This is a genomic window from Streptomyces sp. NPDC093149 (assembly GCF_044754145.1).
Classification (GTDB): domain Bacteria; phylum Actinomycetota; class Actinomycetes; order Streptomycetales; family Streptomycetaceae; genus Streptomyces.
In genome coordinates, this window is record NZ_JBIVON010000008.1 from 55,596 (window position 1) to 80,270 (window position 24,675).

The following is a 24,675-nucleotide window of genomic DNA, read 5'->3' on the forward strand; positions in this document are numbered from 1 at the left end:
CATTGTCCCTTCTGCAGACGACCGGAGCGATCCGGGATCCGGGAACGCTCCGAGGCTCCCACTCCGGAAGCCGGGCCGTTGAACGTAATGGGCAACGGTGAAAGCGTAGACCCCAACGCAGCGACTCGGCTTTTTGCGCGAACGCTGCACCGTGCGTCGTCGCCGACGACACGGGGGCTTTCCTCGACTTCGTCACCCAGGTGCTCGGGGGCGGCTCAGCGGTCGACACCACGGGCGCAGCAGCAGATCGGTCAGAACCACCGGCTTCCCCATGATTTCAAGACTTCGCATGTGCCGGCCCCGTGGCCAAAGAGGTTTGCCCACCTGATTCGGTAGCTTGCCTGTTGGCTCGGCACAGGGGTGAAGCACCTGGAATACGGGTGCTCGACCAAGGAATCCGTCTCTTCCAGAGGCTTCGCGTGTGTGTCCGGATCACGGACATCGTCCGGACCGCCCTCTGTGTGTATCCGGTCAGCGCGGACCGAAGATGGAGGACGCTCACTGTCCGGGCTGGATGGCGCTTGGGGTATCACTCCCCAGGCGGCGCAGCGCCTGCATGGCCTCGCGCTCCACTCGTGAAAGATCGCAGATGATGGTGCCTGCCTGTACGAGGCATTGCGCATCGCCCGATTCGCCGGCTTTTGTGATCAGTGCTGCGGCTTCTGTCCACAGGGTGGCTGCCTCTGTGTACAGCGCGTGGCCGGTGCGCAGGTGGCTGCTGTCGAGCAGGTGGGTGCATTCGGCGAGGAAGTCTCGGTAGAGGTTACGGAACAGGGCGCCGCCGGTGCCGGCCTTCTCCATCAGGCGGGCAGCCTGCGGCAGGTCCCGCTCCGGGTTGTCGGTGCGCCGGAGCCAGGTGCGTACCAGCTTGCCGGCCTTCTCGATGCCTCGGTGGCCGAGGTTGGCGATGGGCGGGTCGAGGAAGGCGTCGGCACAGGCGGTGACGGCGGGAATGATCCGGCCCTGTGGGGAGGGCAGGTTCCTCGGAGCGGTGAGGGTGAAGGACCGGTGTCTGGCGGTCATCGGGCCACGCGCGGCCCTGGCCTGGGCGAGGCTGGTCAGGCTGGTGGACACCGCTCCGCCTTGCTGGTCGGTGTCCACCAGGTAGGCGTCGTGTTCGTCGTAGCCGTACATGGCGACGACATGACCGCCGAAGTGCACCTTCGAGCCGAAGTAGTCCAGGTGGTAGCTGTCGAGTTGCAGCCCGACGGGGTGACCTGCGTCGATGGGAGCCACCACGTTCTCCCACGCCCTGCGGGGCGAGGTGGTCTCCTGGACCACGAGCTCCACCTTGAGTCCGGTGGCCAGGTTTCTGGTGAGGTCGAACGGCTTGACCCGTCCCCCGAGAAAGGGGAAGCCCATGTTCTTGCTGTCCCAGTAGATGAAGGACAGGCCGGAGCCGAGGCCGAAGAGCATGGCCTCGGACAGATCGAGTCCTTGGTGCCGCAGCAGCACCCCCAGAGCCGTCGTCTCGCAGTGCTGCCCACCGTGGGCGTCGATGTCCAGTACCGTCGTCATGCCATGCCCTCCTGGACGGGGATGATCAGCCGGGTCATCAGTTCTTCTTGCGGTGCCTCTGCCGGTCCGACGAGATAGGCCTCACGTACGGGCGCCTGCGGGCGCAGTCCGCGCTCGTGGACGGCGGCGAAGAGAGCGTTGTAGGCCAGGGGAAGCTGGGCGTAGGACCCGATGTGCACGGTCTCGGCGACAAGTCCACCGGGCAGCACCTCGAATTCCAGGCCGGCTGTCCCTTGCCCTTGCGGCGTCTGCGCTCCGACGGCGATCTCCATACGCTCTTCCAGGTCCAGTGGGTACAGGCCCCACAGCGGCGGCTCCCATGCGATTCCCGCCTTGCCGAGCACGGGCAGCAGTCGGCCTACGCATTCCCCGACCCTCTCCCCGATCTCCGCAGGGGTGCAGACCGCCCGCACCACCGCCAGCCGTCGCTCCGGCTCGCTGTTCATCGTCACCTCATAGCCGGGCAGGCCACCCTCCGCCAGCCGGTCAAGCATCTCAAGCCGTGCCTGGTCCCTGCTGATCCGCTCGGCCACCCGGTCCCGCTCGGTGCGCAGAATCTGCGCCCTGTGCGCAGGCTCGGCAGCCAGTGCCTGGGCGATCACAGCCAGAGGGAGATCCATCTCGCGGAGCAGGGCGATGGTCAGGGCATCACGTGCTTGTTCAGGTGCGTAATAGCGGTAGCCGGAGCCGGCTTCCACGCGAGCCGGAGCCAATAGCCCCATCTCGTCGTAGTGACGTAACTGCTTGACGCTGAGTCGGCACAGGCGGGCGAAGCGCCCGATGGTGAGAAGTTCGTCTTGCACGCCATCATGGTGGACCCTCCCACAGTGGGAGAGTCCACCCGCACTCTCGCTCCTGCGGCTCCTGTCGGGGTTGCACCTGGTGAACCCGTGTGCTCGACCGTTGCCGACGCATCAGGGATCGAGGTCTGTTTCTGGTGCGAGCCAGGGTTCAGATGGCGGTGCGGCCGCCGTCGACGGCGACGGTCGCGCCGGTGACGTAGCTGGCCTTCGGCGAGGCGAGGAAAGCGACGACCTCGGCCACCTCGGCAGGCTCGGCCACGCGCTTCATCGCTGTGGTTTCGGCGATCGCGTCGAACAGCTCGCGGGACGCGCCGCGGGTGTAGACCGGGCCGGGGGCAACGGTGTTGAAGCGGACGCCACGGCCGCTGTACTCAGCCGTCCAGCTCTGCGTCAGCGATGCCAGCGCGGCCTTGGTCGCGCCGTAGGCGGCACCGTTGGCCAAGCCGAGGCTTCCGGCCATGCTGCCGATGTTGATCACGCTGCCCGATCCCTTCGCCGCCATCGCCGGGGCGAAGGCGGCCACGAGGAAGAACGGCGCGCGGACGTTGCCGGCGAACATCGCGTCGTAGTCGGAGACCTTCATGTCCTCGGTCGGTGCCCAGACGGCTCGTCCTGCGTTGTTGACCAGGACGTCGATCTCGCCGACCTCCGCGGCGAGCCGGTCGATGCCGACCGGGTCCTCCAGGTCCGCCGCGACGAATCGGGCGTGGCCGCCGGCCGTGGTGATCTCGTCGACGGTCTCGGCACCGCGCTGGGCGTTGCGGCCGACCACGACGACAGACATTCCGTCGGCGGCCAGCCGCTTGGCAACCGCCCGGCCGATGCCGGACGTGGCCCCGGTGACCAGGGCGGTCACGGGATGCGGGTCGAGATTTGCGCGCTCCGTGGACATTGGGATGCACCTTTCGGCCGACCGGGGCAGCGCCCGCCCGACAGGCGGGTGAACCGTGATGCGCGGCCCCTGGTTCCTGGCCTCCACTGTCTCTGCCACCGCAGGCTCCAGCACCTTCGGCTACTCCGTCCCGGGGTGCCGAACAGTCGTCTTCACGGTCTTCTCGACCTCGTACCGTTCGGCCCCGGCAGCGGCGGCGCGTTCGGTGACGGCCGCCTGGATACAGAGCGCCCTCTCGCGCCATGCCCGCCGCTGTGTCGCCTGAACGCCAGGCCCCGACTGCCCACGCGAAACCGGCATGAATCGCGGCAGCTTCCCCTGCTCAGGTCCCGACCGACCGGCCAGCAGGCATTCAGCTCGGACAACCACAGGAACACGTCGCCGGGACAGCGCGCCTTCACGATCCCCTCAACCCTCATCGCCACACAGGTGACGCCGGCCGGCCACCCAGTACGCCACGAGGCCGGCCGCTGACACATGAACAGCCACGCCGGAGAAGCTGGCGGGCCACCGGGTGAGATGGTCGAAGACCCGTGCCGGAGTCAAGGGCTGTCCCGTAACCCATGGCGGCCACGCGACGACGGCTACGACGCCTCGCGGCGTTCGCGAGGACGTAGCCGAGCTGCCGTGCTTCCAGAGCGGCGCGAAGTTTCGGGTTGTCTCCGTAGACCTCGTCGCCGGCGGCCCATGCGGCAGGGGCTCCGGCGTCGAGGGCGCGTTCGATCATCTGCTGGGCCAGGTGCGGCTTGGTCGCGAACCCGGATTCGTCCGGGACGGCGGCCTGTGCGCGGCATTCTTCGTTGCCGGTCCAGGACTTGGGCAGGTAGAGCGCGCGGCGTCGGATGCGGTGCATCGCAAGGCGGAGGGACGTCCGCATACTGGATGTATGCGGATGTTCCGACAACGCGGCGAGGTGCCGTAGCTGTCGTCGTGCGCCCGCCAGGGGTTACGGGACAGCCCTTAGGAGCGGGTCCGGCACAGTTCCTGGTCCACGAGTGTGATCATGGCCTGCTGGGTGTCTCGGCCGCCGTCACTGCTGACGTACACCACGGCGGTCCGGGTCCCGTCTCGGGTGGCACCACCCCAGGTGATATAGCCGAGCAGTTCGCCCCGGTGGCCGAAGTAGCTGCCACCACAGGACAACGGGATCTCGGCTAGACCGAGTCCATACCTCACGCCCAGCTCGGGCGCGTCCATGGTGTTCGTCATCTCGTCGAGTTGCGCCGGAGCCAGCAGACGACCGCCGAGCAGCGCGGCGTAGAACCGGTTCAGGTCGTGAGCGGTGCTGATGACCGATCCGGAGCCGACGGCCATACTCGAATTGAGCACCGTGACGTCGGTGCCGGTGCTGAACGCGTAGCCCTGCGCGTGCGGGCCCAGGATGAACGGGAAGGTGCCGGGCGTACTGGTGCCCCTCAGGCCCAGCGGTCGGATGATCCTGTCGTTCACCTCCTTCGCCCAACTCCGGCCGGTGACCTTCTGGGTGATCATCGCGGCCAGAATGTAGTTGGTGTTGGAATACGACCATTGTTCGCCGTCCGGGGGGAAGTTGGGAGGGAGCTGCATCGCCAGCCCCACCAACTCCTCGGGGGTGTAGGTGCGGAACCGCTCGGCTCGATAGCCGCCCGCGCTTTTCAACGCGGGTATCTCCGGCGGGCCGATGTCACGGATGCCGCTGGTGTGCTGCAGCAGCTGCCGCACGGTGATCTGGCTGCCGTCGTTGCCGTTGCCCTGGACCACTCCCGGAAGCCACTGTTCGACGGTGTCCTCCAGGGACATTCGCCCTTCGCCGACGAGTTGCAGCACGACCGTGGCGGTGAAGGTCTTGGTGGCGCTGCCGATCCGGAATCTGCCGTTCAGTGGCATCTGCCTCCTGCTGCCCCTCTCGGCCGTCCCCGCGCGCGCGATGTCACGTGTATCCGGTGACGTCACCTCAGCGGACACACCAACGACGCCGGTGTCGTGGACCGCATCCACCTGCTGCTGGAGCGGATCGTCCTGCGGCAGCTTCGCCGCCCCCGTCCCGGTCGACGTGGCGAAGAGAACCGCACCCAGGCTGGTCAGGACAAGCTGGTCCCGCCGACGCCTTCCCGGCACACGCATGATGATCCCCGTCCTGTTCGGGTTGCCTGCGCGTTCAGCGCCCAGGCTGTGGCCCCCGGTGTTCCGCCCCCCGGAGCCGATGGTCGACGACCATCCCACCAGCGATGAAGGGATCGGCCCATCCGGCACTCCCCCCGACGTGCCGATGCGCTGTCCTCAGGGCGGTTCTGGGGGTTACCCCCGTAAGGACACTCAGGTTTCTTCCTCCAGCTGGCCCCGACCAGCAAGATCACGAACTACGGCTGGATCATCAGGCATGCATATCTGGCGGAGCTGCCGCGTCGTTTCGACTTCAGCCAGGTAGCGTTGTGGCATGGGCACGGAGTTTCCCGAGGTCGGGAAAACACTTTCCGTGGTTGCGACGAACGTAGGGTCACGCCTCCCGGAGGTCAGCCGCGACATATGGGATTGTGTGCTTGAGGAAATCCCGGAGCTCAGGGGAGACGAGCCCGTCCTCAAACTCTTGCACGCAAGCGTCGCGGAAAATGTTGCCACGCTGCTGCACGTTTTTGAGAACGACATACCCCTGGACAATGTCGAAGGGCCCGTGGCGGCTCTGGAGTACGCCAGGAGGCTGGCGCAGCGGAGTGTTCCCATCAGTGCACTGGTCAGGTCCTACCGGATCGGACACTGGCGCTTCCTGCAGTGGTGTCTGGAGGAACTCCACGGTCAGGGGATCGGAGAGGATCTCTTTGCCGCGACCGTCTGGCGCATGTTGACGGTGAGTTTCGGCTACATCGACCGAGTGACCGAGCATGTCATCGAGCTCTACCAGTTGGAACAGGAACGCTGGTTGTTGGGCCAGACGGCAGGGCGTGCCGCGCGGGTGCGGGAGATTCTTGCCGAGCAGGAGGTCGACGTCGACCGGGCGGAATCGGCACTTGGCTATCGGCTCGGGCAGGTGCACCTGGGGCTGGTGGCCTGGCTGCCCGTGCCGACGCACGGTGGTGGAGGGTTGGCCCGACTCGGCCGGATCACCAGTGCCATCGCCGAAGAACTGAAGTGTTCCGCAAGGCCGTTGTCCATCCCTCATGATGAGAAGTCGTGCTGGGCCTGGTTGCCGCTCGGCTCGGACGGTGAGGTCTCATATGAACGGATGTGGGGTGTGGTCGAGGCCGGCGATCCGTCCATGTGCGTGTGCGCCGGGCGTCCGGAGTCCGGTATCGAGGGATTCCGCTGGACGCACCGGCAGGCCTTGCGGGCACAGGAGCTGGCCACGGCGTCGAGTTCGGGGGCTCGGTTCACCGCCTACTCTCGCGTTGCTCCGGTTGCCCTGATGTGTACGAATATCGACGACGTGCGGATCTGGGTACGGAGCGTTCTCGGTCCGTTGGCCGTCGATGACGAACCCGCCGCACGGTCGCGGGAGACCGTGCGGATCTTCCTGGACACCGGTTGCAGCTACACCGCTACGGCGCGTCGGCAGATCCTCCACAAGAACACCGTGCAGTACCGCATCCGGAAGGCCGAGGAGGCCATGGGGCACACGGTGCAGGAACAGCGGACCGATCTCGAGGTGGCGCTCCTTGCCGTCCAGTACCTGGGCTCGACGCTCCTGACTTCCTCATGAGACAGCACTCGCTCCCTCGCGGGCAGCACTCGGTCAGCCTTCCGCCGGGTCAGCCGTCAGCCCTCGCCGAGGGCGCGCATGACCCTGATCTGTGCCTCGTCCCGCGCGCTCTCCAGTTCCTCGACGGTCGCGCCGAAGTCGGCTTGTCCGGAGAGGAGTTCAACGGTCGCCTCGTCAAGGGTCGGGGTGCCGAGATCACGCCACAGGTCTTCCAGAGCGGGGCCCAGGTGTTGCAGAAAGTGCGGCAGACCGCCGGGGCCGCCGCCGAGGTGGAAGCTGCGGAAGGGGCCGGCGACGGCCCAGCGCAGACCGAGGGAGGAGGTGACGACATCGTCGAGTTCCTGTTCGGTCACCACGCCGTGGACGACGAGGTCGACCGCCTCGCGGAAGAACGCGGCCTGCAGCCGGTTGGCGACGAATCCGGGCACCTCCTTGCGCAGCACCTGCGGCTTCTTGCCGAGTGCCGTGTAGAAGGCGACGGCGCGCCGCACCGTGTCCGGATCGGTCTGTTCGCCCGGAACGACCTCGACCAGCGGCACAAGGTGCGGCGGATTGAACGGATGGCCGATGACGAGCCGTCCCGGTTGCTTCATCGCCTGGGCCATCGCGGTGGCGCGAATGCCGGAGGTGGAGCTGAGCAGCAGGGTATCCGGGCCCGTGGCCTGCTCGATCCGGGCGAAGAGGTTCTGCTTGAAGTCCAGGCGCTCCGGGCCGTTCTCCTGGACCACGTCCGCGTCCGCGACCGCCTTGCCGATGTCGGCTTCGAAGCGCAGACCGCGGTCGAGGCCGGCGGTGCGCAGGCCGATCGCCCGTAGCGCCGGGACGGCCTGCCGCAGTTGGTCGCGCGTGCGTCGGGCCACGTCGGGGAGCGGGTCGTTGACGGTGACGGTCAGGCCCCTGGCGAGGAACAGGGCGGTCCACGATGCTCCGATGACCCCGGCGCCGATGACGGTGACGTGGTGGAAGCCGTCCATGGTGCCGTCGCTGGCGGGGGAAGTACCGTTCATGATGACTCCTGGTGTGCTGCCATGAGGTAGTCGTGGACGGGCTCGGGAGGCGGCAGGGTGAGGTCGGTCAGGACGTGGCCGGCCGAGAGGACCTTGTGGACGGGAAGGTCCGCCAGCGGCGCCAGGGCGTGCTGGAAGAGCTGCAGCCGGGCGGGGCCGGTCCAGGCGCCCTTCACGGTGATGTCGTTGATCTGGAAGCGGACCAGTTCGCAGATGCGCGGCCGGCCGGTGTATCCGGGGAGGATCTTCAGCATGAAGGTGGGACGGCAGATCTCTTGTCGTGCCCGGTCGGCGTCGAGCGGGGCGTGCTTGTAGCCCATGGTGGCGGTGGCGACGCGCAGGGAGCCGTAGTCAAGGGTGCCGACCAGGGTGTCGGCGTCGACGGTCAGCCTCGGGGCGCCGAGTTTCTTCGGGTAGGCACTGATCTCGCGGCCGCTGGCGATGGCCGGCAGGTTGTCCACGTACATCGCCAGGACGTACTCACCGCGCTCGCCCTCGTAGTCCACGGAGAGCACTTGGCCCGACTCGGTGTAGTCGCCCAGGCCGGTGGTGTCGGGCATTCTCATGATTTCGAAGCGCACGGTCGGCTCGGCGACCCGCAGCGGCTCGGGGATGAGGCGTTCCAGCGCTCGCTGGTCGGTGCGGTAGACGATGGTGAAGTACTCCCGGTCGGTGAAGCGGTACGGGCCCCGGGGGTAGGCGGGAGCGTCCAGCGGGGTGGTGAGCTGTTGGGTCACGTCTTGGGTGCGCATGGTGTGGCCTGGGGTCTTGTGGGCGTGGTGGGATGGCTGCGTCGGGTGGCCGGACCCTGGTGCGCCCAGGGTGCGGCGGGCCGCCTCGACGGGGCCGGGGATCAGCGGCGCTGCCAGTGCGGTGACCGCTTCTCCGCGAAGGCGCGGGCGCCTTCCTCGGCGTCCTGGGACGCCAGGACGGGCGCGACGATCCGGTCCTGCTCCTGGAAGGCATCCTGGTCGCGGTAGGACGTCCGCTGGTCGATGCAGCGTTTGACGGCTGCCACCGCCAGAGGGGCGTTGCGGGCGATACGGGTGGCGAGGGCCAGGGCCCGGTCGAGTGCCTGGCCGGGTTCGGTGAGGTGGTTGACCAGGCCGAGCCGCTCGGCGCGTTCGGCGGGCAGGGGATCGCCGGTGAGCAGGAGTTCCAGGGCGATGTTGCGGGGGATACGTTCCGGCAGTCGGATCAGGCCTCCTTCGGGCGGGACGAGTCCGTAGTGGACCTCGGTCTGGCCGAAGGTGGCGTCGCGGGCGGCCACGACCATGTCGCACGAGAGTGCCATCTCGGTGCCGCCGCCCAGCGCGTAGCCTTCGACGGCGGCGATGAGGGGGGGTGGTGATCTGGGCACGGGTGATACCTGCGAAGCCCCGGCCGGCGATGATAGGGGTGTCCCCGGCGGCGAACGCCTTGAGGTCCATGCCGGCACTGAAAGTTCCGCCCGCACCTGTGAGGATGCCGACCAGGAGGTCGTCGCGGGCGTCGAGCTGGTCCAGGGCGGCAGCCAGTGCCCGGGCGGCGGCACCGTCGATGGCGTTGCGTGCCTGCGGCCGGTCGATGGTGATCACCAGCGTGCCGTCGAATTCCTCGGTGCGCACTGTCGGAGTGTCAGCGGCGTCGGTCATGGTGAGAGTTCCCTTCTCCCCCGCCCCTGTCCCGCCCTCACGGTGGTATGCGCCCCGGTGGCGTGGTCCTGGTTTCGCGACGTCCCCCGGGCCGGGGCTTCAAACGATTGCCCCCGCCTTGCGCAGGTCCTCGATCCCGGCGGCGTCGAAGCCCAGGTCACGCAGCACGGATTCGGTGTGTTCGCCGAGGTCCGGGGCCGGACGCGGGGGCACCTTCCGCTCCTGGTCCAGCCGTACAGGGCTGTCGACGGTCAGGGGCGGCTCGGAGCTGCCGTCCTCGATCGGTACGACGATCCGGTTGGCGACGAGCTGGGGGTCGCGGGCGCACTCCTCGAGTGTCTGGACGACTCCGTAGGTGAGGCCCGCGGCGTCGAGCAGCTCGCGCCACTCGGCCAGGGGACGACTCGCGAAGGTCTTGTCCAACAAGGCGACGATCTCGGCGGAGTTGGCGCGGCGGCTCGCGGTGTCTGCGTAGCGTGGGTTCTCCGCCGCCTCGGGGTGGCCGATGGCCTTCAGGAACAGCGGGACCTGCTTGTCCTCGTTGGCGAAGGCGAGCAGTACCCAGCGGTCGTCCGCCGTGCGGTACATGTTCGCCAGCGCGTTCGGCGGATGGATCCGGTCGACCGGGCGGGGGTTCTTCGCGCCGACCAGGATGGCCTGCAACCACATGCCGGCCGCCCACACTCCTTCGGCCAGCAGCGACGCCGTGACCCGTGCGCCCTGGCCGGTCTTCTCCCGCCGGTACAGCGCGGTCATGATCCCGGCGAACAGGGTGACCGCGGTCGCATGGTCGCCCGATCCGAAGATGTTCATCGCCGGCGGCGCGTCGCGCTGGCGTGTGACGTCCATCAGGCCGCTGCGCGCCCAGTACGCCGTCACGTCGAAGCCGGGCAGGTGCGCGTCCGGACCCGCCTCGCCGAAGCCGGTGACGTCGGCGTAGATCAGGCGCGGATTGAGCGGGGCCAGGTCGTCGTACTCCAGGCCCAGCTTCGCGCGCGTCCGCGGTGGGAAGTTGGTCACCAGCACGTCGGTCCAGGCCACCAGCCGCTCGAGCACCGGCCGGGCACCGGGCGACTTCAGGTTCAGGGCGATGCTGCGCTTGTTGCGATTGTCCAACTGCCAGGGGTAGTTGACCCCATCGACCTGCGGATTCGGTGGTACACGGCTGAGCGCGCGGTAGGTGTCGCCGGCGTGTGGTGGTTCCACCTTGACGACGTCGGCACCGAAGTCACCGAGCATGGTGGCCGCCGCCGGAGCGGCGATGAAGCTGGCGAGATCGACGACGTGCAGTCCCTCCAGCAGGGGCACGTTGTCCATGGCTGCTCCCTTCCTCACTGGTCAGCGGCCCGCGGCCACCGGGACGAAGGCGTTGTATCCGGTGATGTCCCGGCCGACGATCAGCGCCTGCACCGTGTCCGTGCCCTCGTAGGTGTCGATGGCCTCGATGTCGCACAGGTGCCGGGCCACGTGGTAGTCGAGCACGATCCCGTTGCCGCCGAGCATGTCGCGGGCGTCGGCGAGGATGGCCCGGGCGCGTTCGGTGTAGTGCATCTTGGCCAGGGCCACCCGCGGCATCGAGAACTTGCCCTCGTCCATGAGCTGGCTGAGCCGGTACTGCATGCACACCATGTCGGTGATATCCGCCAGCATCCGCGCCAGCCGGTACTGGACGAGTTGGAAGGACGCCAGCGGCATCCCGAACTGATGCCGCTGCTTGGCGTAGGCCAAGGCGGTCTCGTACCCCGCGATGGCCGCTCCCACCGACTCCCAGGCCACGCAGAAGCGGGAGGCCAGCAGGACCTTCTCGGTGTCGCGGAAGGTGTGGCCTCCGGCCAGCCGGTTCTCTGCGGGCACCCGGACGTCGGTGAGCGAGATCTGTGCGTTCTGCACGCATCGCAGAGCCGTCTTGCCCGTGATCACCTGGGCATCGAACCCCGGCGTACCCTTTTCCACCACATAGCCGCCGACGTGCCCGTCCTCTCCCCGGGCCCAGATGATCACGTAGTCGGCGAACGTGGCGTTGCCGATCCACCGCTTGTGGCCGTTGAGCACGTAGGAGTCACCGTCCCGGCGCACGGTCGTCTCCAGCTTGACCACGTCCGTGCCGTGCGCGGGCTCGGTCAGGCCGAAGGCGCCGATCTTCTCCAGGCGCGCCATCGGCGGCAGGAAACGCTGCTTCTGCTCCTCCGATCCCAGCAGCCCGATCGAGGTCATTGCCAGTGCGGAGTGCACGCCCATGAAGGTGGAGACACTCAGATCCCCGCGGGCCAGCTCCAGGATCACCACGCCGGCCGTCACATTGCTCATCCCCGGACAGCCGTCACCGGAGACCTGGAAACCCGCGATACCCAGCTGCGCCAGCTTGGGGACCAGTTCGTGAGGGAACTCCGCCCGCTCCCAGTACGGATTGATGATCGGGTCGACCTCCCGGTCCATGAAGTCGCGGACCCGATGGCGAAGAGCCTGCTGCTCGTCCGTCAGCAGATCCCCGAGCAGGTAGTAGTCGGATTCCTCGGGCCCACCCAGCACAGGCGGCTCCACCACCGGATGCCCGTCCCCTTCCGGGATGTTCGGCCCCGGCCCGGGCGCGGTGCCGCGTGTTGCGTTCATGTCCGGCTCCTTCCGGTCTCCGGAGATGAGTTCCCTTCTCTGCACACGACGCTTCTCTGCACACGACGCTAGAAGTCCGCGGCCAAGCAGCCACTGGGCGCAAAGCACCATCTTCGCGACGAAGTTCGTGCGGGTGCGCCAAACGGCCCGCCCTCGCCGCGCGGCACCCTTGAGGTACGAGGAATCAACATGATCACGCCGGAGGAAGTGGTCGGGCGACTGCCGCCGAAGATCGGCTCGGACCCATCAAGCACGCCGTGGCGCCGTACCTGCTCAACCGCGAATCGATCGGGGTACGGTTCGCGCTGCCCGTGATCGACCGCGCCAGGACGGCCGCCGTCCCATGCGACGCCGACCGTGTCGGCCTGGACGGCGCGGGGGCTTAGGGCTCGCAGAAAAACAACACGCCGATTTCGTTGCTGGGACCTGTCCTTGTGATATCGGACGCTGAACCCGCAGGTCACAGGGATGTGTCTCAAGTAGGTCCAGGGGCCTCACTCCTTATCGCTCGGGACATCGCTGCAGGTCGGCGTCTGCCATCACCAAGGCTCGAGCAGATCCTGAAATCGGCGTGTTGTTTTTCTGCGAGCCCTTACGGCCTGGTGCACGACGGAGAGCGGATCGGCGAGCGGCGCAATACGGCTTCGGATCCGAGCGGAGGAGGGAGGCGACGCGGAGCGTCGTCGACCGGCGACAACGCCGGAGGCGAAGCCGCATGACGCCGGGATCCCGCTCGCCATCGTGCACCGGGCCGTTACCCGAGACGGTCAGGGACGGGCCGTGCCCGGTCGCCGGCCCCTCGTCCCGCAAGGGGTGGCCCCCCTCAACGGGCCGGAAACCGATCCTCTGCTTGTCGACAAGGATCGTGTACGTGAACCAGACGCCGCGCCCGTCGGGCGACACCACGGCGTTCTGCTCGCCGTCGCTCGTCGCATCGCTCAGGTGCACGACGTCGCCCTGGGCGGCGCCGCTCTCCACAATGCTGGCGTGGGTGGAAGGCGCCGAGAGGCCCCGGTTCGGCCTCTCCTTGCCACGGGACGCGCTTGCTCGGCCTGTCAGGACTCGGCGGCGCGGCCCGCTTCGCCTTGGAGATCCTCGTCGATCACCATGCCTCTACCCTGAAGCGTGCGTCCAGCGGTTGCAGAGCGAGGGCTGGACGAGGGCGGACGGATTCCGGGGTCGCGAGGCGGAGGCGGAAGCGGGACCAGACAGCGGCCAGCAGGCTGACTGCCTCGACCGCTGCGAGGGATGCACCGAAGCACGTGCGCGGGCCGAGTCCGAAGGGGAAGTAGGAGCCGCGTGGAACTTCCGTCGGCTCCTTCCCCAGCCAGCGTTCTGGGCGGAATTCCCCGGCCTGCTTCCAATACCGCGGGTCGCGGTGGTTCACCCACTGACTCACCGTGACCGTGGTGCCGGCCGGAATAACGTAGTCCGAGAACTTCACATCGATACGGGCGTCCCGGCTGGTCATCCAGACCGGTGAGTACAACCGAAGGCTTTCCCGCAGAACTGCGTCGGTGTACGGCAGTTCGCCCAGCAGCGCCATCCCGGTGGCATTCCCGGCGAGCGCCTTCTCCGATTCGCGGTACACGCGCTCCGCCGCTTCCGGATTTCGGGCGAGCAGAACACTGGCCCACACCACGGCGTCATTCGTGGTCTCGTATCCGGCCATGAGCAGGGTTGCCAGTTCGTCGTTCACCTCGGCCGGCGTGGGCGTCGGCGTGCCGTGGAGCAGTGCGTGCAGCACGGGCGCGGCTTCCGGGTCGGCCGCGCGGCCCGAAGCGGCGACTCGGGCAAGAGTCTGTTCGACCCGACGGAGGTTGCGGCGGATCTGCAGCTTGCGACGGGTGGGAAGCCACTCGGGGAGCACCACCGGTGAGGCGGAGAGTTCCATGATCGGAGCTACCATCCCGGCGACTTCGGCGACCTCCGATTCGGTGTACTCCTCGCCGAACATCAGAGCCGTGACCAGGCGCAGGGTCACCACTGACACATCCTGCTGCAGGTCCCGCACCTGGCCCGGACGCCACTGCTCCAGCATCCGCTCGCCCTGCCCGCGCATGGCGGCGGCGGCCGTCGCGGACAGTTCCCGGCCGAAGGCCGGCTGGATGCGTCGACGCTTGGCCTTCCAGTCCTCCCCGTCAGCACTCATGGTGGACAGCGGCAGGCTCTGCCTTCGTCCCGCACGCCGGGTCTCGGGGCCCTGCTTGACGAAGTCGGCGTTGCGGTCGACGAGCATGCGCTCGACGTGCTCAGGGCCCGCGAGGAGGACGTTCCGCGGACTGATGCGGACGACGTCCCCGTACTCCTTCGCGCATGCGGTGAGAAACCGGAGTGGATCGGTGCTGAATTCTTGAAGATTTCCGAGTACGCGGTCGCCTGCCGGTCCCGGTATGTCCATCAGCATTTTCTCTGACACCCCGCCCCGCCTTCCAGGATTACCGGGGTGTGCGAGCGGCGCTCGTACACCCCGGCAGCTACTTTCCGCGCCGATCAGTAATACAGGTACGGGGCGGTCAGCCGGTCCTTGCGAGTGAGCCGCATGAACAGGGCTCCGGTGAGCACGAGCTTACGCATAGAGATACACCTCCCGATGAATACACTCAGATCCCGGTAGAGCATCAACGGCCGAAACGGTATTGGCGTTGACTGACACACGTCAAGAGGCACGTTTCTGATATGGGGACAAGGAAGCTTATTACGCCCTATCTTGCGGTCAGAGCCAAGATGATGTCTCAGGTCGTGCGTTTGGTGTGGCTCTTGTAGCAGCTCAGGGTCTCGGCGAGGCCCAGAAGGACGAGACGGTGAGCCCTTTCCAATCTCACACTGACGCGTAGTGAAGGACGACGAAGGCCTTTACGACATCGGTGATTCGGTTGGTGCTGCAGCGGAGCTTCCGCAGGAGGCACCAGCTGTCCTGGTTCTCGTTGTCACGACGTAACCCCCGTGGGGTCGGGGCCAGCGCGTTCCTGGCCATCGCTGCTTCCGTTTCGGTGCGGTGGTGCGGGTGGGACGGTCGGTGCGGGTGACGGCGGGGGCGCCGTCGGCACTCATTCCCCGTACTCGTCGTGCAGGCGCCACCACTGGCAGGGGCGGCTGGACCGTGCGGTGTTCGCGCACGACGAAGAGCAGCAAGAAGGCCGCCGCGGCGCCGAGCATGGTCCATGCACGCGCCCCGTGCCAGCTCACGCCGACGACCAGCAGCACGAGGCCGAGCGTGCCCGATACAGCGCCGGGCAGGTCCAGTGGGCCTCTGCGGCCGGCACCACGGGGCAGTCCGGCCCGTGTCGCCGTCAGCACCGCCAGTCCGAGTGCCACGGAGAACCACAGCACCGCCCGCCAGCCGAGGAACTGGGCCAGTACGCCACCCAGCACTACCCCGCCGCTGAAGCCGGCCGCGCCGACCGCGGCGTACACGCCCAGCGCGCGGTTGCGCGCCGGACCGGCTGGAAACACCTCGGTCAGCAGGGCCAGTGCGGCGGGACCGGACAGGGCCGCGCCGACTCCCTGGACCGCCCGCGCGCCGAGCAGCACCACGGCGTTCGGTGCCAGGGCCCCCGTCAGCGCGGCAGCCGTGAACAGGGCGACCCCGGCCTCGAACGCCCATCGTCGGCCGAACACATCGGCCAGTCGACCGCCCACCAGCAGGAAACCGGCGAACGTGACGGAGTAGGCGGTCATGACCCACTGCAAGGTGGCGTCGTCCAGGCCGAAGCGTGCTCCGACGGATGGCAGGGCCGCGTTCAGGACCGCCAGACCGCTCAGGTCGAGTGCGAGCGCACCGGCCAGCACCCCGAGCGCCAAGCCGGGCCTGTGCCGTGGCATCGCTGTGGTGCTGGTCATGCGGGCCTGCCGAGGAACTCTCCGCCGTCGACGTCGACCACGGTGGCGGTGACCGCCGGATTGGCCATCAGGGCCAGGACCATCGCCGCGACGTCGTCCGGCTGTCCGGGGTGCGCGATCAGCTGACGGTTGCTGGGGTGTACTGCGATGCCGCCGGGGCTGACCGCGTTCACCCGGATCGGGCCGAGTTCCCAGGCGGCGTTGCGAGCCAGGGCCTCGATCGCGCCGTGCAGCGTTCCCCATACGCCGCGGCCGTCCGACGGCCGCCGGCTGCTCGAGCCCGACAGCAGGGTGATCGACCCGCCGTCACGGAGACGGCCGACGGCCGCCTGGACGAGGTGGTAGCTCAGCCAGAGCCGGGCGAACGCCTCGTTCGCGACCGCTGCCGGAGTCCCCGCGATGCCGCGGGCGGAGCTGGGATGCGCACCGCCTGCCAGCACGGCAACGTGATCCAGCGGTCCCGGTCCGGCCGTTGTGAGCAGCCGGACCGCGTCGTCGGGATTCTCCGGGTCGGCGACTACGGTCCGTACCTCGGGTGGTGCGGCCAGAAGACGGTGCCGGGAGCGGCTGGACAGGGTGACGTCGGCACCGGCAGCGAGGGCCTGCCGTGCGGTGGCGAGCCCCATCTTCCCGGTGCCCACCACCAGGACGCGGGCGCCGGCCAGCACCGGAACGTGGTTCGTGGTTGTCATGCCGAGCAGCCTGCGGTGATGCTCGCCCGCTGCCCAGCCCTCCCGCACTCGTACGCCGCCGAGGCGTACCCCTGACAGGGTCACCCCACGCCTCACGGGTTCGGGCATAGTGGCGGCATGCAGCGCACCTTGGAACTGGGCGCCTTCCTGCGCTCCCGCCGCAGCCAAGTCCAACCACAGGACGTCGGGCTGAACCCGGTCGGCGCACGCCGCCAGGTACCAGGACTGCGCCGGGAGGAACTCGCGCAGCTCGCCGGGGTCAGCGTGGCCTACTACATCCGCCTGGAGCAGGGCCAAAGTCACCACGCCTCCGACGGCGTCCTCGACGCACTCGCCCGTGCACTGCGCCTGAACGACATCGAGACGGCCCACCTGCACACCCTCGCCAAGCCGATCCGGGCCCGCCGGCATGAGCCCCACCCCGAACGGCTGCGACCCCGACTCCGCACCATGCTCGAGTCGTTCGACGCCGTGCCCGCCTACATCGTCGGCCGTCGCACCGACGTACTCGCCTGGAACCGGCAGGCCCACGCACTGCTCGCCGCCCACCTCGACTACGACGCCCCGCACGTATCGACCGACAGCCGTCCCAACCTGACGCGCATGCTGTTCCTCGACCCGCACCAGCGCGAGCTGTACCCGGACTGGAACCGCAGGGCCAGGGATGCGGTGGCCGCTCTGCGGCAGACCGCCGGGCACTTTCCCGACGACCGGGACCTGCTCCGCCTGGTCGGCGAACTCGCCGTCCATAGTGAGGAGTTCGCCGAACTATGGGCCACGCACCCGGTCGGCGAATGTGGCTCCATCACGGAGCGCTACCATCATCCCCTGGTTGGTTCACTCGCCCTCGACGAAGAGGTCATGCATCTCCCGGCCGACGCAGGACAGCGCCTCGTCGTACTCAACGCCGAACCGGACTCCCCGTCCGCCGCGGCCCTTCGACTCCTCGCCGCAACCCATCGGCACGGGTGCCCACAACAGACCTCATGAGACACCGCGCTCGTGGAGAACACTTCGCGGGCGGCGCGGGCGGGCGACCTCCAGCACCTGACACAACCGCTTCACGCCCCAGGCGCGGTGGTGGTCCTCAATGAAGATCCACCATCTTGAAGTCGCTGGTCACGGAGCTGGTGTGAGTCGCTGATCGTGTTCTCGTGCTGGTCGGGGCGGTTGTCGGAACTCAAGATCGTCTGCCGTTTCGTTGATCGGGGATCCGTGGACTCCCCGGCGTGAGTGAGGCGCCTGTCCGTACGATCCGGGCGGGAGGTGCATCGGGTGGCCATGGATGCGGAACCGGACCTTCGGGAGCTGATCAGGCCCAGAGATCCGAACTGGAGGCGCAGGCGGAGAAGTTGAGCCAGCAGCTTCAAGAGGTGCGTGACGAGTTGGAGGAGCTCGCCGTCGCCGAGCGGGTCGCGTACCGGCTGGTCGGACAGCTGCACGCCGAAACGGAGCGGGAAACGACACCGGCGCAGGCTGCCGGGCAGGTCGCGGGCCGTGCGGTGCTGCTGGTGCCGCAGCGTGAGCGCGGCATGGACGAGGCGGTCCTGCCCGAGGACTGCCAGCGGATCATGGATGTGGTGCGCCGGGCCGACGGGCCGGTCATGGTCAAGCAGGTGTGCGCCGAGCTGGGGATGTCCTACGAGCCGGCCCGCTCGGAGGCGCTGCGCGCGAAGCTGAACCGGCTGGCTGGCTGGCTGGCTGGCTGAGCGAGGCTGGCTGCGCAAGCGGCCGGATGGGAAGTTCACCGCCAGGCTGTGAACGTGTCCCGTCACCCACAACATGCCGTTCCGGGAATGCGGCCCACGGACCCGTCCGGAGGATCACGCCGATGCGGTGGAGAGCTGGACAGTGTCCCTGCGGGACGGAGAAGCCACGCTCAAGGTCCACCGGCTCGTGGCGGACCCGCTGTCGTTGCGCCGGCGGATCTGGAGGGAAGGGTTTTGAGGGTGGGGTAGACGGGGAACCGTTCCGTTTCACCGGCACGTCCGCGCTGCGGCGCTCTCGTCGATCGGTCACCTACGAAGGACCCACGATTGATGTCCGGATCGTGCCGCGCGCGTTCAGTCTCCGTCTAGTCGAGCGGGGAGAGAAGGTCGGATTCCGCTCATTCGGCAATCAGTGGGAGCTGCCGGACCTCACGGATCACGCCGTGCTGGCCGTCTGCCTCTTCGAGTGGGCCGGGTTGGAGGATCTGCTCAGGACACCCGTGCTCCGGGACCTGTGACGGGCTGGCGCGCATGCTTCGTCATTGCTCTGCCAGAAGCTTCGTCATTCAGCACCGCTGGGATGCCTCAACCCGACCAGTTCGTCAGCAGGTCGGAAAGGGCTCAGCGGCCGCCCTTTCGTTCGCACCGGACGATGAGGCGGCGATAGTCGAAGAGCCAGGAGATCGACCGCCCCAGTCTTTGAAGGAGATCAGCACGATGCCCTCATCTCACCCTGTGCCCATGCACACCCTCGCGGAAGACGACCTCGCGACGGCCAGTCCCGATCTGCTGCGACGCTGGTCGAGACGTTCGCCGACACGCTCCTGTCTGCTGAGGCCGACGCTCGCCCCGGGACCGCGTGGGTGACCCGGATGCACGGGCGCAGGACGTGACGGGCCGGTGGTTCCGAGCCGGCGGCGAGCGCGGGCGGGGCCGGACGGCGGGTGTGTCGGCCGCCGTGGGCCTCGCATCCGCCCGGCTCACCGGGGGAACGGGGGCGCCGGGTCAGCCGGACTTCTTGGTGATGACGAAGCGGTCGATGACCAGGTGGTCGATCTCCGTGGCGAGGAGGCACTCCAGAGCGTCGCGCGGCGAGCAGACGATGGGCTCGCCGGCCACGTTGAAGGACGTGTTGAGGAGACAGGGCACGCCGGTCCGATCTGTGAAAGCGCGCAGAAGGCCGGCCAGGACCGGGTTCTGGTGGTCGTCGACGGTCTGCACGCGCGCGGTGCCGTCGACGTGGCAAGCTCCTGGTATCCGCTCGCGGTACTCCTCGCGGACCGGGAAGACGAACGTCATGTATGGCGACGAGGTCTTCTTGCCCAGGTCGAACACCCGGGGCGCTTCGGACTCGAGGACGACCGGGGCGAAGGGGCGGAAGGGCTCGCGGTGCTTGACCCGGATGTTGATGATGTCCTTGATCTCGGGGAAAGCCGGGTTGGCGAGGATGCTGCGATTGCCCAGAGCGCGCGGCCCGTACTCGGTGCGCCCCTGGAACCAGGCGACGACGTTCTTCTCGGACAGCAGCCGCGCCGTGTGCTCGGTGACCGCCTCGATGTCGGCCTCCTCCTGCCACTCGACACGGTCGGCGTACTCCTCCAGTGCCTCCAGGATGTGCGGCTCGTCGTAGGAGGGCCCGAGGTAGGGCGTGACGGCGTCGGCGGAGCGGTTTCTGAGCCCGGCCGTGTACACGGCCGCGCCGATGGCGACCCCCGGATCGCTCGCGCCGAAGCTGACCTCCATGCCGGTGAACGACGAGCGTTCCAGCATCTTGGTGTTGGCCACACAGTTCAATGCGAGACCGCCCTCGAAGAGGAGTGTGTCCAGACCGGAGGCGGCCGTCAGCGCCCGCACCTGGTGCGTGGTGACGGCTTCCACCATGTGCTGGGCCATGGCGGCGACCTTCACCCGGAAGTCGAACTCCTCGCGCTTCTCGCTGTCTCCGTCGAACAGGTCGTCGAACAGCGCGTAGTAGGCCGTCACGTCCATGGGGATGGAAATGGTGTACGTGCCGTTCTCGTGGAGCCGTACGCAGCGCTCCAGCAGGGGGTTGCGACGCGGCGACGGGCCGTATGCGGCCAGGCCCATCACCTTGTACTCGTCGTTGTTGGGGACGAAGCCGAGGTAGCGGGTGATCCTTCCGTAGGCCACGCCGAGCGAACTGGTCATCGGGATGGTGCTGTCGTCGAAGACGCGCACCACGCCGTCGCGCACTTCGCCCGTCACCGAGGAGAGGGTCTCGGCCCGCCCGTCGCTCACCAGGAACGCCGCGTCCCCGCCCCCGGCCAGATGGGCGCCGCACGTCAGATGGGCCAGATGATGGGGCACCAGGACCAGCTTGTTGGGGTCGAGCTCGTGGCCGGTGCGCTGGACGAAGTCGTCGTGGATCGCCTCACGGCTGACCATGTCGGTGTAGAACTCGCCGGTGCGCCGCAGGACGTCGAACTTCTCGGCGGGCGACTGATCGCCCGAGGCGACCTGGGCGATCATCTCGTCGGCCACCTCGGGCGAGAAGCGCCAGGGGAAGGCGACCACGTCCACCCGGTCGAGGGAGACGCCGGCGAAGTCCAGGCACCACTGGATCGCGTGGGCGGGGAAGTCGGAGGTCTTCTTGACGCGGCTGAGCCGTTCCTCCTCGACGGCGGCGACCAGTTCGCCGTCGACCACGAGGGCCGCCGACGCGTCGTGGCCCACGAGCAGGTTGCGGGCGACGCCGGTCGCCCCGAACAGGCGCCCGAAGATCTCGGCGCCCTTGGTGAATCCGTTGTATCCGAGCACGATCACGGTGGTTCAGCCTCCCTGGCGACGATGGTTGCGACACGACCCCACGGACGCCGTCACGGGTCCTGCGGAAGGTCGATCGGCTCGTTCGGGCCGCCCTTGGACTCGATGGTCAGGAAGGACAGCACCTCGTCGCCGATGTTCTTCAGGTCGTGCAGGTGATGTCCGCCGTCGGCGACGGTGAAGTACCTCGTCTGCCCGCGCGCATAGGAGATCTCCCGGCTGGTGCCGTCGCTCATGTGCTGGCGGGCGCGACCGTCGGTGAGGGCGATCCAGTGGTAGTCGAGGACATGACGGTGGACGGGGAGGCGCTCGCCCGGCTCGAGACGCGTCTCCCAGACGCGCAGGGTCTCGGTGTCGACCAGCAGGGCGCCGCCGACGCGGCCGTTGTGCTCGTTGGCGGCGAAGTCCGCGTGCAGCGGCGGGCTCCAGCGGTCGTAGTTCTCGGCGACGACCTCGCTGGTCAGCGCGGTGTCGTGCACCGGGTGGTGGTCGGTCTGGGGGCGATTACCCACGGGCCGGTCCTTTCGGTCTCGGGGTGCTGGTGGCTCGACGGTCGGCCGGCGGTTCACCCCACACGGGACAAGGCGTCGAGCAGGGTGTCGCCGGCCCGCTCGTCGGCGATGGAGACACGGCAGGTGTCGGGGACCAGCCGGGCGGTGTCGGCGACCATGATCCCGGCGCCGCGCAGCTGCTCCATGACGCGTTCGTGCTGGTGCGTGCGGACCAGGAGGAAGTTGGCCTCGGAGGGGAACACCCGCTCCACGGCCGGGTGCCGGGCGAGCGCACGGGCCATCCGGTCCCGCTCCGACAGGATGCGCCGGACGCTGTCCAGCACCCGCGCGGAGTCGGTGAGCCGGTCGCGTACCGCCCGCTGCGAGGCGTTGGTGAACCCGAAGGGCACCTGGACCCGGCGCAGGGCGTCGACGAGCCCCGGCTGTGCCAGAGCGACACCGCAGCGTGCCCCGGCCAGCCCCCATGCCTTGGAGAGCGTCCTGAGCACGATGAGGTTGTCGTGCCGGGCGATGAGCGGGGCATACGAGGGCCCCACGCTGAACTCCACGTACGCCTCGTCGATCACGACCAGGCCCCGGCTGCGGGTGACCAGTTCGAGCACCTGCTCCGGGTCGAGCCTGGTGCCGACCGGGTTGTTGGGGTCGCACAGGAACGTCACGCGCGGGTCTGCCGCCAGAATCCGTTCGACGTCCAGCCGTGCCAGGTCGTCGCCGAGCAGCGGTGCCTCGACGACGGGCAGCCGCAGCACACGGGCGAAGTGCGCGTACAGCTCGAAGGTCGGAGGAGTGACGCAGACCGCCTCGCCCGGTGAGGCCAGCGCGGCAAGGAGCAGCATGACGGCGTCGACGGCCCCGCTGGTGAACAGGGCGTACTCGGCGCCGAGTTCGCCGAGACCCTCGTGTCCGGGCAGCCGTCCGACGGTGGTCAGATACGTACGGGCCAACTCGGCTGTGTCGAGTTCGGGGTAGCGTCCGTCCGCCCCGAGGAACGGGTTGGTGTTGCCGGAGAGGTCGAGCAGGTCGAACTTGGGCCGGCCGCGGAAGCGTGCCGGGCCCGGGACCGGTACCGCGGCGACCGGTTCGGTGGCGAAGGCCGACACCTCGATTTCCGTGGGCTCTTCAGGCTCGGCGTCCATGCCCGGGGCGAGCAGCCAGTGGTCGAGGAGGACGAACTGGTCGGCGCCCAGGGCCCGCATCCGCTCGGTGTCGCCGGGCCCCAGGTGGACCCATTCCAGGCCGGTGCGTCGGGCGTGCAGATACAGCTCGTACAGGGATGCCTCGTACAGGGCCTGGCGCACGGTCGGAGCGTCTGGTGCCAGGGCCTGGGTGAGGCTGTAGATCCCGCGCCCGTTGTGCGAGCGGACCAGGAGCCCGGCCTGTACGACGTCGCAACCGCGGCGGCGTACGAGCAGGTCGGTGCGGTCCGCCAGGGTCCCCTGGGCCAGGGCGTCGAGCGCCTCGGCGCTCCAGAGCGCGCCGCGCCCGCCCTCTTGCCGATGGAGAGCGGCGAACGCCTCGCGCGCCGCGGGCTGCCGAGGCAGGTCGCCGAGCCGGATGAGCTCCCAGCTCAGCTCCCGGTGCTCGTCGTGGCGGGCGCGCAGTTCGCCGAGCCGCTGCTCGCCGACCCGGCTGCCCAGCACGTCTGCCACCTCGCCGGGCAGCCGTACGAGCCCCTCGCTTCCCGCGGCCGAGACGACGAACCCGGCCGCGCGCAGCGGCCCGGTGTCGTCGGTGCGGCGCACGTACGGCACGAGAATCCTTTCGAGTCCCAACTCCTTTGCCTTGCAGATGAGTTCGTTCACTGCAAGCAGGGTGGGGGCGGGACTGCTCGGGCCATGGGGGACTCCCCCGATCAACGTGGGGCGCTGCGGGCCGGACACGTCGGCCCGTGTGAACCACTCGTGGTGCAGGCCGAGTCGGTCCGGCGCGCCGACCGGCCGGCCGGACTCCAGCGCGGCGCACAGGACGCGCCGCAGCTCGGTGACATCCGATTCCCTACGCATCGCTGCCCTCCACTCCCCCGGTGGCGCCGGACGTCTCGCCCTCGTCGGCGGCGAGATGCGCCTCGATACGGTCGCGGTACTCCTCGAACATCTCGGCCAGCGTGCGAGCGATGCCCGGCCGCCAGTCGACGGTGCAGTCGCCGATGAGGTCGCGGCGGACACGGTGGTCGAATATCGCTGTCTCGCGGCTGGGCGACTCGTGGTCGAGCCGGGCCGGGACGCCGGTGAGAGCGGACATGTACCCGATGAGGTCGGTCATGCCGACTTCTTCGTCTCCGCCCCAGTTCACCACCTGAGCGGGCGTGCGTGCGGCCGCCCACAGCAGCGGCACCTGACGGACGACGTCATCGGTGTGGAGCAGGTTGCAGTAGTTCTGGCCCTCGCGCGGCACCGCGCAGGACCGGCCGCTACGCAGCTGCTCGAAGAGGATCATCGGCACGCCGCCGTGCCCGTACGGGCCGTAGGCGATGTTCAGCCGGGCGATGACCGTCGGCAGTCGCAGGCTCTCGGCGAGACCCCGGGCCACTCCCTCGGCCGTGATCTTGGCGACGGGGTACGTGGCCAGCCATGGGGCCGCGCCGCCGAGCGGGTCGCTCTCCCGGTAACGGTGGGTCGCGTCGGCCCGGTTGTAGACGACTCCGGAGGAGACGTAGAGGAAGGCCTCGGCGCCGGCGCAGTGCGTCATCAGGCGCGCGGTGCTCACCGCGTTGATGCGGGCGGTGTCCTCGAAGTCGTGGCCGTCGCCCCGGTGGACGGCCGAGTGCAGCACATGGGTGAAGTAGTCCGGCAGTCCGTCGAGTTCGTCGGTGGCCATGTCCCAGACGACGGTACGGGCGCCGGCGGCCTCCAGTCTCTTGCGGGCCTCGGCGTCGGCGAACCGGCCGAGGCACCACACTTCGTTGCCGGCAGCGAGCGCCTCGGCCACGGGTCGCGCGACCTGTCCGGTGGCGCCGGTGATGAGAATCTTCTTGCCTTGCATGGTCAGTCGCTCCCGG

22 protein-coding genes and 3 pseudogenes are annotated in these 24,675 nt (G+C 68.6%); 5 read left to right on the forward strand and 20 right to left on the reverse strand.

Features of this window, described 5'->3' with window-relative positions; translation table 11 throughout:
• Positions 1-498: 498 nt before the first annotated feature.
• The 5 genes from ACIQCZ_RS23910 to ACIQCZ_RS23930 form a co-directional block, all read right to left on the reverse strand.
• Positions 499-1,518, reverse strand: coding sequence for a BtrH N-terminal domain-containing protein (locus ACIQCZ_RS23910; RefSeq protein ID WP_402284721.1), 1,020 nt, complete (start codon positions 1,516-1,518; stop codon positions 499-501).
• Positions 1,515-2,321: a MerR family transcriptional regulator gene (locus ACIQCZ_RS23915; RefSeq protein WP_402284722.1), complete on the reverse strand. Its 807-nt coding sequence runs from the start codon at positions 2,319-2,321 to the stop codon at positions 1,515-1,517. The genes ACIQCZ_RS23910 and ACIQCZ_RS23915 overlap by 4 nt, the downstream gene beginning before the upstream one ends.
• Positions 2,322-2,469: 148 nt before the next feature.
• Entirely contained in the window at positions 2,470-3,213 is a 744-nt protein-coding gene (locus tag ACIQCZ_RS23920; RefSeq protein ID WP_402284723.1) for an SDR family NAD(P)-dependent oxidoreductase, read from the reverse strand.
• 415 nt (positions 3,214-3,628) lie between these two features.
• The gene (locus ACIQCZ_RS23925) at positions 3,629-4,090 is read right to left on the reverse strand and encodes a transposase (protein ID WP_402284724.1); all 462 of its coding nucleotides are present in this window, start codon (positions 4,088-4,090) and stop codon (positions 3,629-3,631) included.
• An 83-nt stretch (positions 4,091-4,173) separates the two neighbouring features.
• Positions 4,174-5,316 (reverse strand): serine hydrolase domain-containing protein, encoded by a 1,143-nt coding sequence (locus ACIQCZ_RS23930; RefSeq protein ID WP_402284725.1) that lies wholly within the window; start codon positions 5,314-5,316, stop codon positions 4,174-4,176.
• A gap of 313 nt (positions 5,317-5,629) precedes the next feature.
• Here ACIQCZ_RS23930 and ACIQCZ_RS23935 point away from each other — a divergent pair, with 313 nt between their 5' ends.
• Entirely contained in the window at positions 5,630-6,886 is a 1,257-nt protein-coding gene (locus ACIQCZ_RS23935; RefSeq protein WP_402284726.1) for a PucR family transcriptional regulator, read from the forward strand.
• 56 nt (positions 6,887-6,942) lie between these two features.
• On the opposite strand, the gene ACIQCZ_RS23940 is transcribed toward ACIQCZ_RS23935, so the two are convergent.
• The 6 genes and pseudogenes from ACIQCZ_RS23940 to ACIQCZ_RS23965 all read right to left on the reverse strand — a co-directional run bounded on the left by ACIQCZ_RS23940 (position 6,943) and on the right by ACIQCZ_RS23965 (position 12,137).
• Entirely contained in the window at positions 6,943-7,893 is a 951-nt protein-coding gene (locus ACIQCZ_RS23940; RefSeq protein ID WP_402284727.1) for a 3-hydroxyacyl-CoA dehydrogenase NAD-binding domain-containing protein, read from the reverse strand.
• Positions 7,890-8,645, reverse strand: a complete 756-nt coding sequence (locus ACIQCZ_RS23945) for an acetoacetate decarboxylase (RefSeq protein WP_402285049.1) — start codon at positions 8,643-8,645, stop codon at positions 7,890-7,892. The genes ACIQCZ_RS23940 and ACIQCZ_RS23945 overlap by 4 nt, the downstream gene beginning before the upstream one ends.
• A gap of 101 nt (positions 8,646-8,746) precedes the next feature.
• Entirely contained in the window at positions 8,747-9,253 is a 507-nt protein-coding gene (locus tag ACIQCZ_RS23950; protein WP_402284728.1) for an enoyl-CoA hydratase-related protein, read from the reverse strand.
• 103 nt (positions 9,254-9,356) lie between these two features.
• Positions 9,357-9,527 (reverse strand): annotated as a pseudogene (locus tag ACIQCZ_RS23955) (enoyl-CoA hydratase); the annotation flags it as partial.
• Between the two features lie 99 nt (positions 9,528-9,626).
• Positions 9,627-10,844 (reverse strand): CaiB/BaiF CoA transferase family protein, encoded by a 1,218-nt coding sequence (locus ACIQCZ_RS23960; RefSeq protein WP_402284729.1) that lies wholly within the window; start codon positions 10,842-10,844, stop codon positions 9,627-9,629.
• Positions 10,845-10,865: 21 nt separating this feature from the next.
• Positions 10,866-12,137 (reverse strand): acyl-CoA dehydrogenase family protein, encoded by a 1,272-nt coding sequence (locus ACIQCZ_RS23965; protein WP_402284730.1) that lies wholly within the window; start codon positions 12,135-12,137, stop codon positions 10,866-10,868.
• Between the two features lie 257 nt (positions 12,138-12,394).
• Between ACIQCZ_RS23965 and ACIQCZ_RS23970 the strand changes: the two genes are divergently transcribed.
• Positions 12,395-12,523 (forward strand): hypothetical protein, encoded by a 129-nt coding sequence (locus ACIQCZ_RS23970; RefSeq protein WP_402284731.1) that lies wholly within the window; start codon positions 12,395-12,397, stop codon positions 12,521-12,523.
• A gap of 716 nt (positions 12,524-13,239) precedes the next feature.
• On the opposite strand, the gene ACIQCZ_RS23975 is transcribed toward ACIQCZ_RS23970, so the two are convergent.
• The 5 genes and pseudogenes from ACIQCZ_RS23975 to ACIQCZ_RS23995 all read right to left on the reverse strand — a co-directional run bounded on the left by ACIQCZ_RS23975 (position 13,240) and on the right by ACIQCZ_RS23995 (position 16,768).
• On the reverse strand, positions 13,240-14,556 hold the full coding sequence (locus ACIQCZ_RS23975; protein ID WP_402284732.1) for a cytochrome P450: 1,317 nt from the start codon (positions 14,554-14,556) through the stop codon (positions 13,240-13,242).
• 74 nt (positions 14,557-14,630) lie between these two features.
• On the reverse strand, positions 14,631-14,759 hold the full coding sequence (locus ACIQCZ_RS23980; protein ID WP_402285051.1) for a cittilin family RiPP precursor: 129 nt from the start codon (positions 14,757-14,759) through the stop codon (positions 14,631-14,633).
• Between the two features lie 199 nt (positions 14,760-14,958).
• Positions 14,959-15,051: pseudogene (locus ACIQCZ_RS23985) on the reverse strand (IS5/IS1182 family transposase); the annotation flags it as partial.
• A 146-nt stretch (positions 15,052-15,197) separates the two neighbouring features.
• A pseudogene (locus ACIQCZ_RS23990) lies at positions 15,198-15,980 on the reverse strand (MFS transporter); the annotation flags it as partial.
• A complete protein-coding gene (locus ACIQCZ_RS23995) occupies positions 15,977-16,768 on the reverse strand; it encodes an SDR family oxidoreductase (protein ID WP_402284733.1) in 792 nt (263 codons plus the stop codon). The gene ACIQCZ_RS23995 and the pseudogene ACIQCZ_RS23990, both read right to left, overlap by 4 nt.
• 21 nt (positions 16,769-16,789) lie before the next feature.
• On the opposite strand from ACIQCZ_RS23995, the gene ACIQCZ_RS24000 reads away from it, so the two are divergent.
• From ACIQCZ_RS24000 to ACIQCZ_RS24010, 3 genes are all read left to right on the forward strand, one after another.
• Positions 16,790-17,662 carry a helix-turn-helix transcriptional regulator gene (locus ACIQCZ_RS24000; protein WP_402284734.1) on the forward strand — a complete coding sequence of 291 codons (873 nt, stop codon included), beginning with the start codon at positions 16,790-16,792 and terminating at the stop codon, positions 17,660-17,662.
• 362 nt (positions 17,663-18,024) lie between these two features.
• Positions 18,025-18,381, forward strand: a complete 357-nt coding sequence (locus ACIQCZ_RS24005; RefSeq protein ID WP_402284735.1) for a hypothetical protein — start codon at positions 18,025-18,027, stop codon at positions 18,379-18,381.
• 341 nt (positions 18,382-18,722) lie between these two features.
• Positions 18,723-18,899 (forward strand): hypothetical protein, encoded by a 177-nt coding sequence (locus ACIQCZ_RS24010; protein WP_402284736.1) that lies wholly within the window; start codon positions 18,723-18,725, stop codon positions 18,897-18,899.
• Between the two features lie 487 nt (positions 18,900-19,386).
• Here ACIQCZ_RS24010 and ACIQCZ_RS24015 read toward each other — a convergent pair whose 3' ends face one another.
• Genes ACIQCZ_RS24015 through ACIQCZ_RS24030 form a run of 4 tightly spaced genes read right to left on the reverse strand, consistent with a single transcriptional unit; the run spans position 19,387 to position 24,659 of the window.
• On the reverse strand, positions 19,387-21,165 hold the full coding sequence (locus ACIQCZ_RS24015; RefSeq protein WP_402284737.1) for a carbamoyltransferase: 1,779 nt from the start codon (positions 21,163-21,165) through the stop codon (positions 19,387-19,389).
• 53 nt (positions 21,166-21,218) lie between these two features.
• On the reverse strand, positions 21,219-21,677 hold the full coding sequence (locus ACIQCZ_RS24020) for a hypothetical protein (protein WP_402284738.1): 459 nt from the start codon (positions 21,675-21,677) through the stop codon (positions 21,219-21,221).
• Positions 21,678-21,730: 53 nt separating this feature from the next.
• Positions 21,731-23,680, reverse strand: a complete 1,950-nt coding sequence (locus ACIQCZ_RS24025) for a pyridoxal phosphate-dependent aminotransferase (protein ID WP_402284739.1) — start codon at positions 23,678-23,680, stop codon at positions 21,731-21,733.
• The gene (locus ACIQCZ_RS24030; RefSeq protein ID WP_402284740.1) at positions 23,673-24,659 is read right to left on the reverse strand and encodes an NAD-dependent epimerase/dehydratase family protein; all 987 of its coding nucleotides are present in this window, start codon (positions 24,657-24,659) and stop codon (positions 23,673-23,675) included. Before ACIQCZ_RS24030 ends, ACIQCZ_RS24025 begins: the two co-directional genes overlap by 8 nt.
• Positions 24,660-24,675: the final 16 nt, after the last annotated feature.

Excerpts from the sequence above, each read along its gene's own strand:
- ACIQCZ_RS23925 (WP_402284724.1), bottom strand. The coding sequence starts at position 4,090 with ATGCGGACGTCCCTCCGCCTTGCGATGCACCGCATCCGACGCCGCGCG.
- ACIQCZ_RS23980 (WP_402285051.1), bottom strand. The coding sequence starts at position 14,759 with ATGCTCTACCGGGATCTGAGTGTATTCATCGGGAGGTGTATCTCTATG.
- ACIQCZ_RS23920 (WP_402284723.1), bottom strand. The coding sequence starts at position 3,213 with ATGTCCACGGAGCGCGCAAATCTCGACCCGCATCCCGTGACCGCCCTG.
- ACIQCZ_RS23945 (WP_402285049.1), bottom strand. The coding sequence starts at position 8,645 with ATGCGCACCCAAGACGTGACCCAACAGCTCACCACCCCGCTGGACGCT.
- ACIQCZ_RS24025 (WP_402284739.1), bottom strand. The coding sequence starts at position 23,680 with ATGCGTAGGGAATCGGATGTCACCGAGCTGCGGCGCGTCCTGTGCGCC.
- ACIQCZ_RS23935 (WP_402284726.1), top strand. The coding sequence starts at position 5,630 with ATGGGCACGGAGTTTCCCGAGGTCGGGAAAACACTTTCCGTGGTTGCG.
- ACIQCZ_RS23940 (WP_402284727.1), bottom strand. The coding sequence starts at position 7,893 with ATGAACGGTACTTCCCCCGCCAGCGACGGCACCATGGACGGCTTCCAC.
- ACIQCZ_RS24030 (WP_402284740.1), bottom strand. The coding sequence starts at position 24,659 with ATGCAAGGCAAGAAGATTCTCATCACCGGCGCCACCGGACAGGTCGCG.
- ACIQCZ_RS24000 (WP_402284734.1), top strand. The coding sequence starts at position 16,790 with ATGCAGCGCACCTTGGAACTGGGCGCCTTCCTGCGCTCCCGCCGCAGC.
- ACIQCZ_RS23965 (WP_402284730.1), bottom strand. The coding sequence starts at position 12,137 with ATGAACGCAACACGCGGCACCGCGCCCGGGCCGGGGCCGAACATCCCG.
- ACIQCZ_RS23910 (WP_402284721.1), bottom strand. The coding sequence starts at position 1,518 with ATGACGACGGTACTGGACATCGACGCCCACGGTGGGCAGCACTGCGAG.
- ACIQCZ_RS23960 (WP_402284729.1), bottom strand. The coding sequence starts at position 10,844 with ATGGACAACGTGCCCCTGCTGGAGGGACTGCACGTCGTCGATCTCGCC.
- ACIQCZ_RS23930 (WP_402284725.1), bottom strand. The coding sequence starts at position 5,316 with ATGCGTGTGCCGGGAAGGCGTCGGCGGGACCAGCTTGTCCTGACCAGC.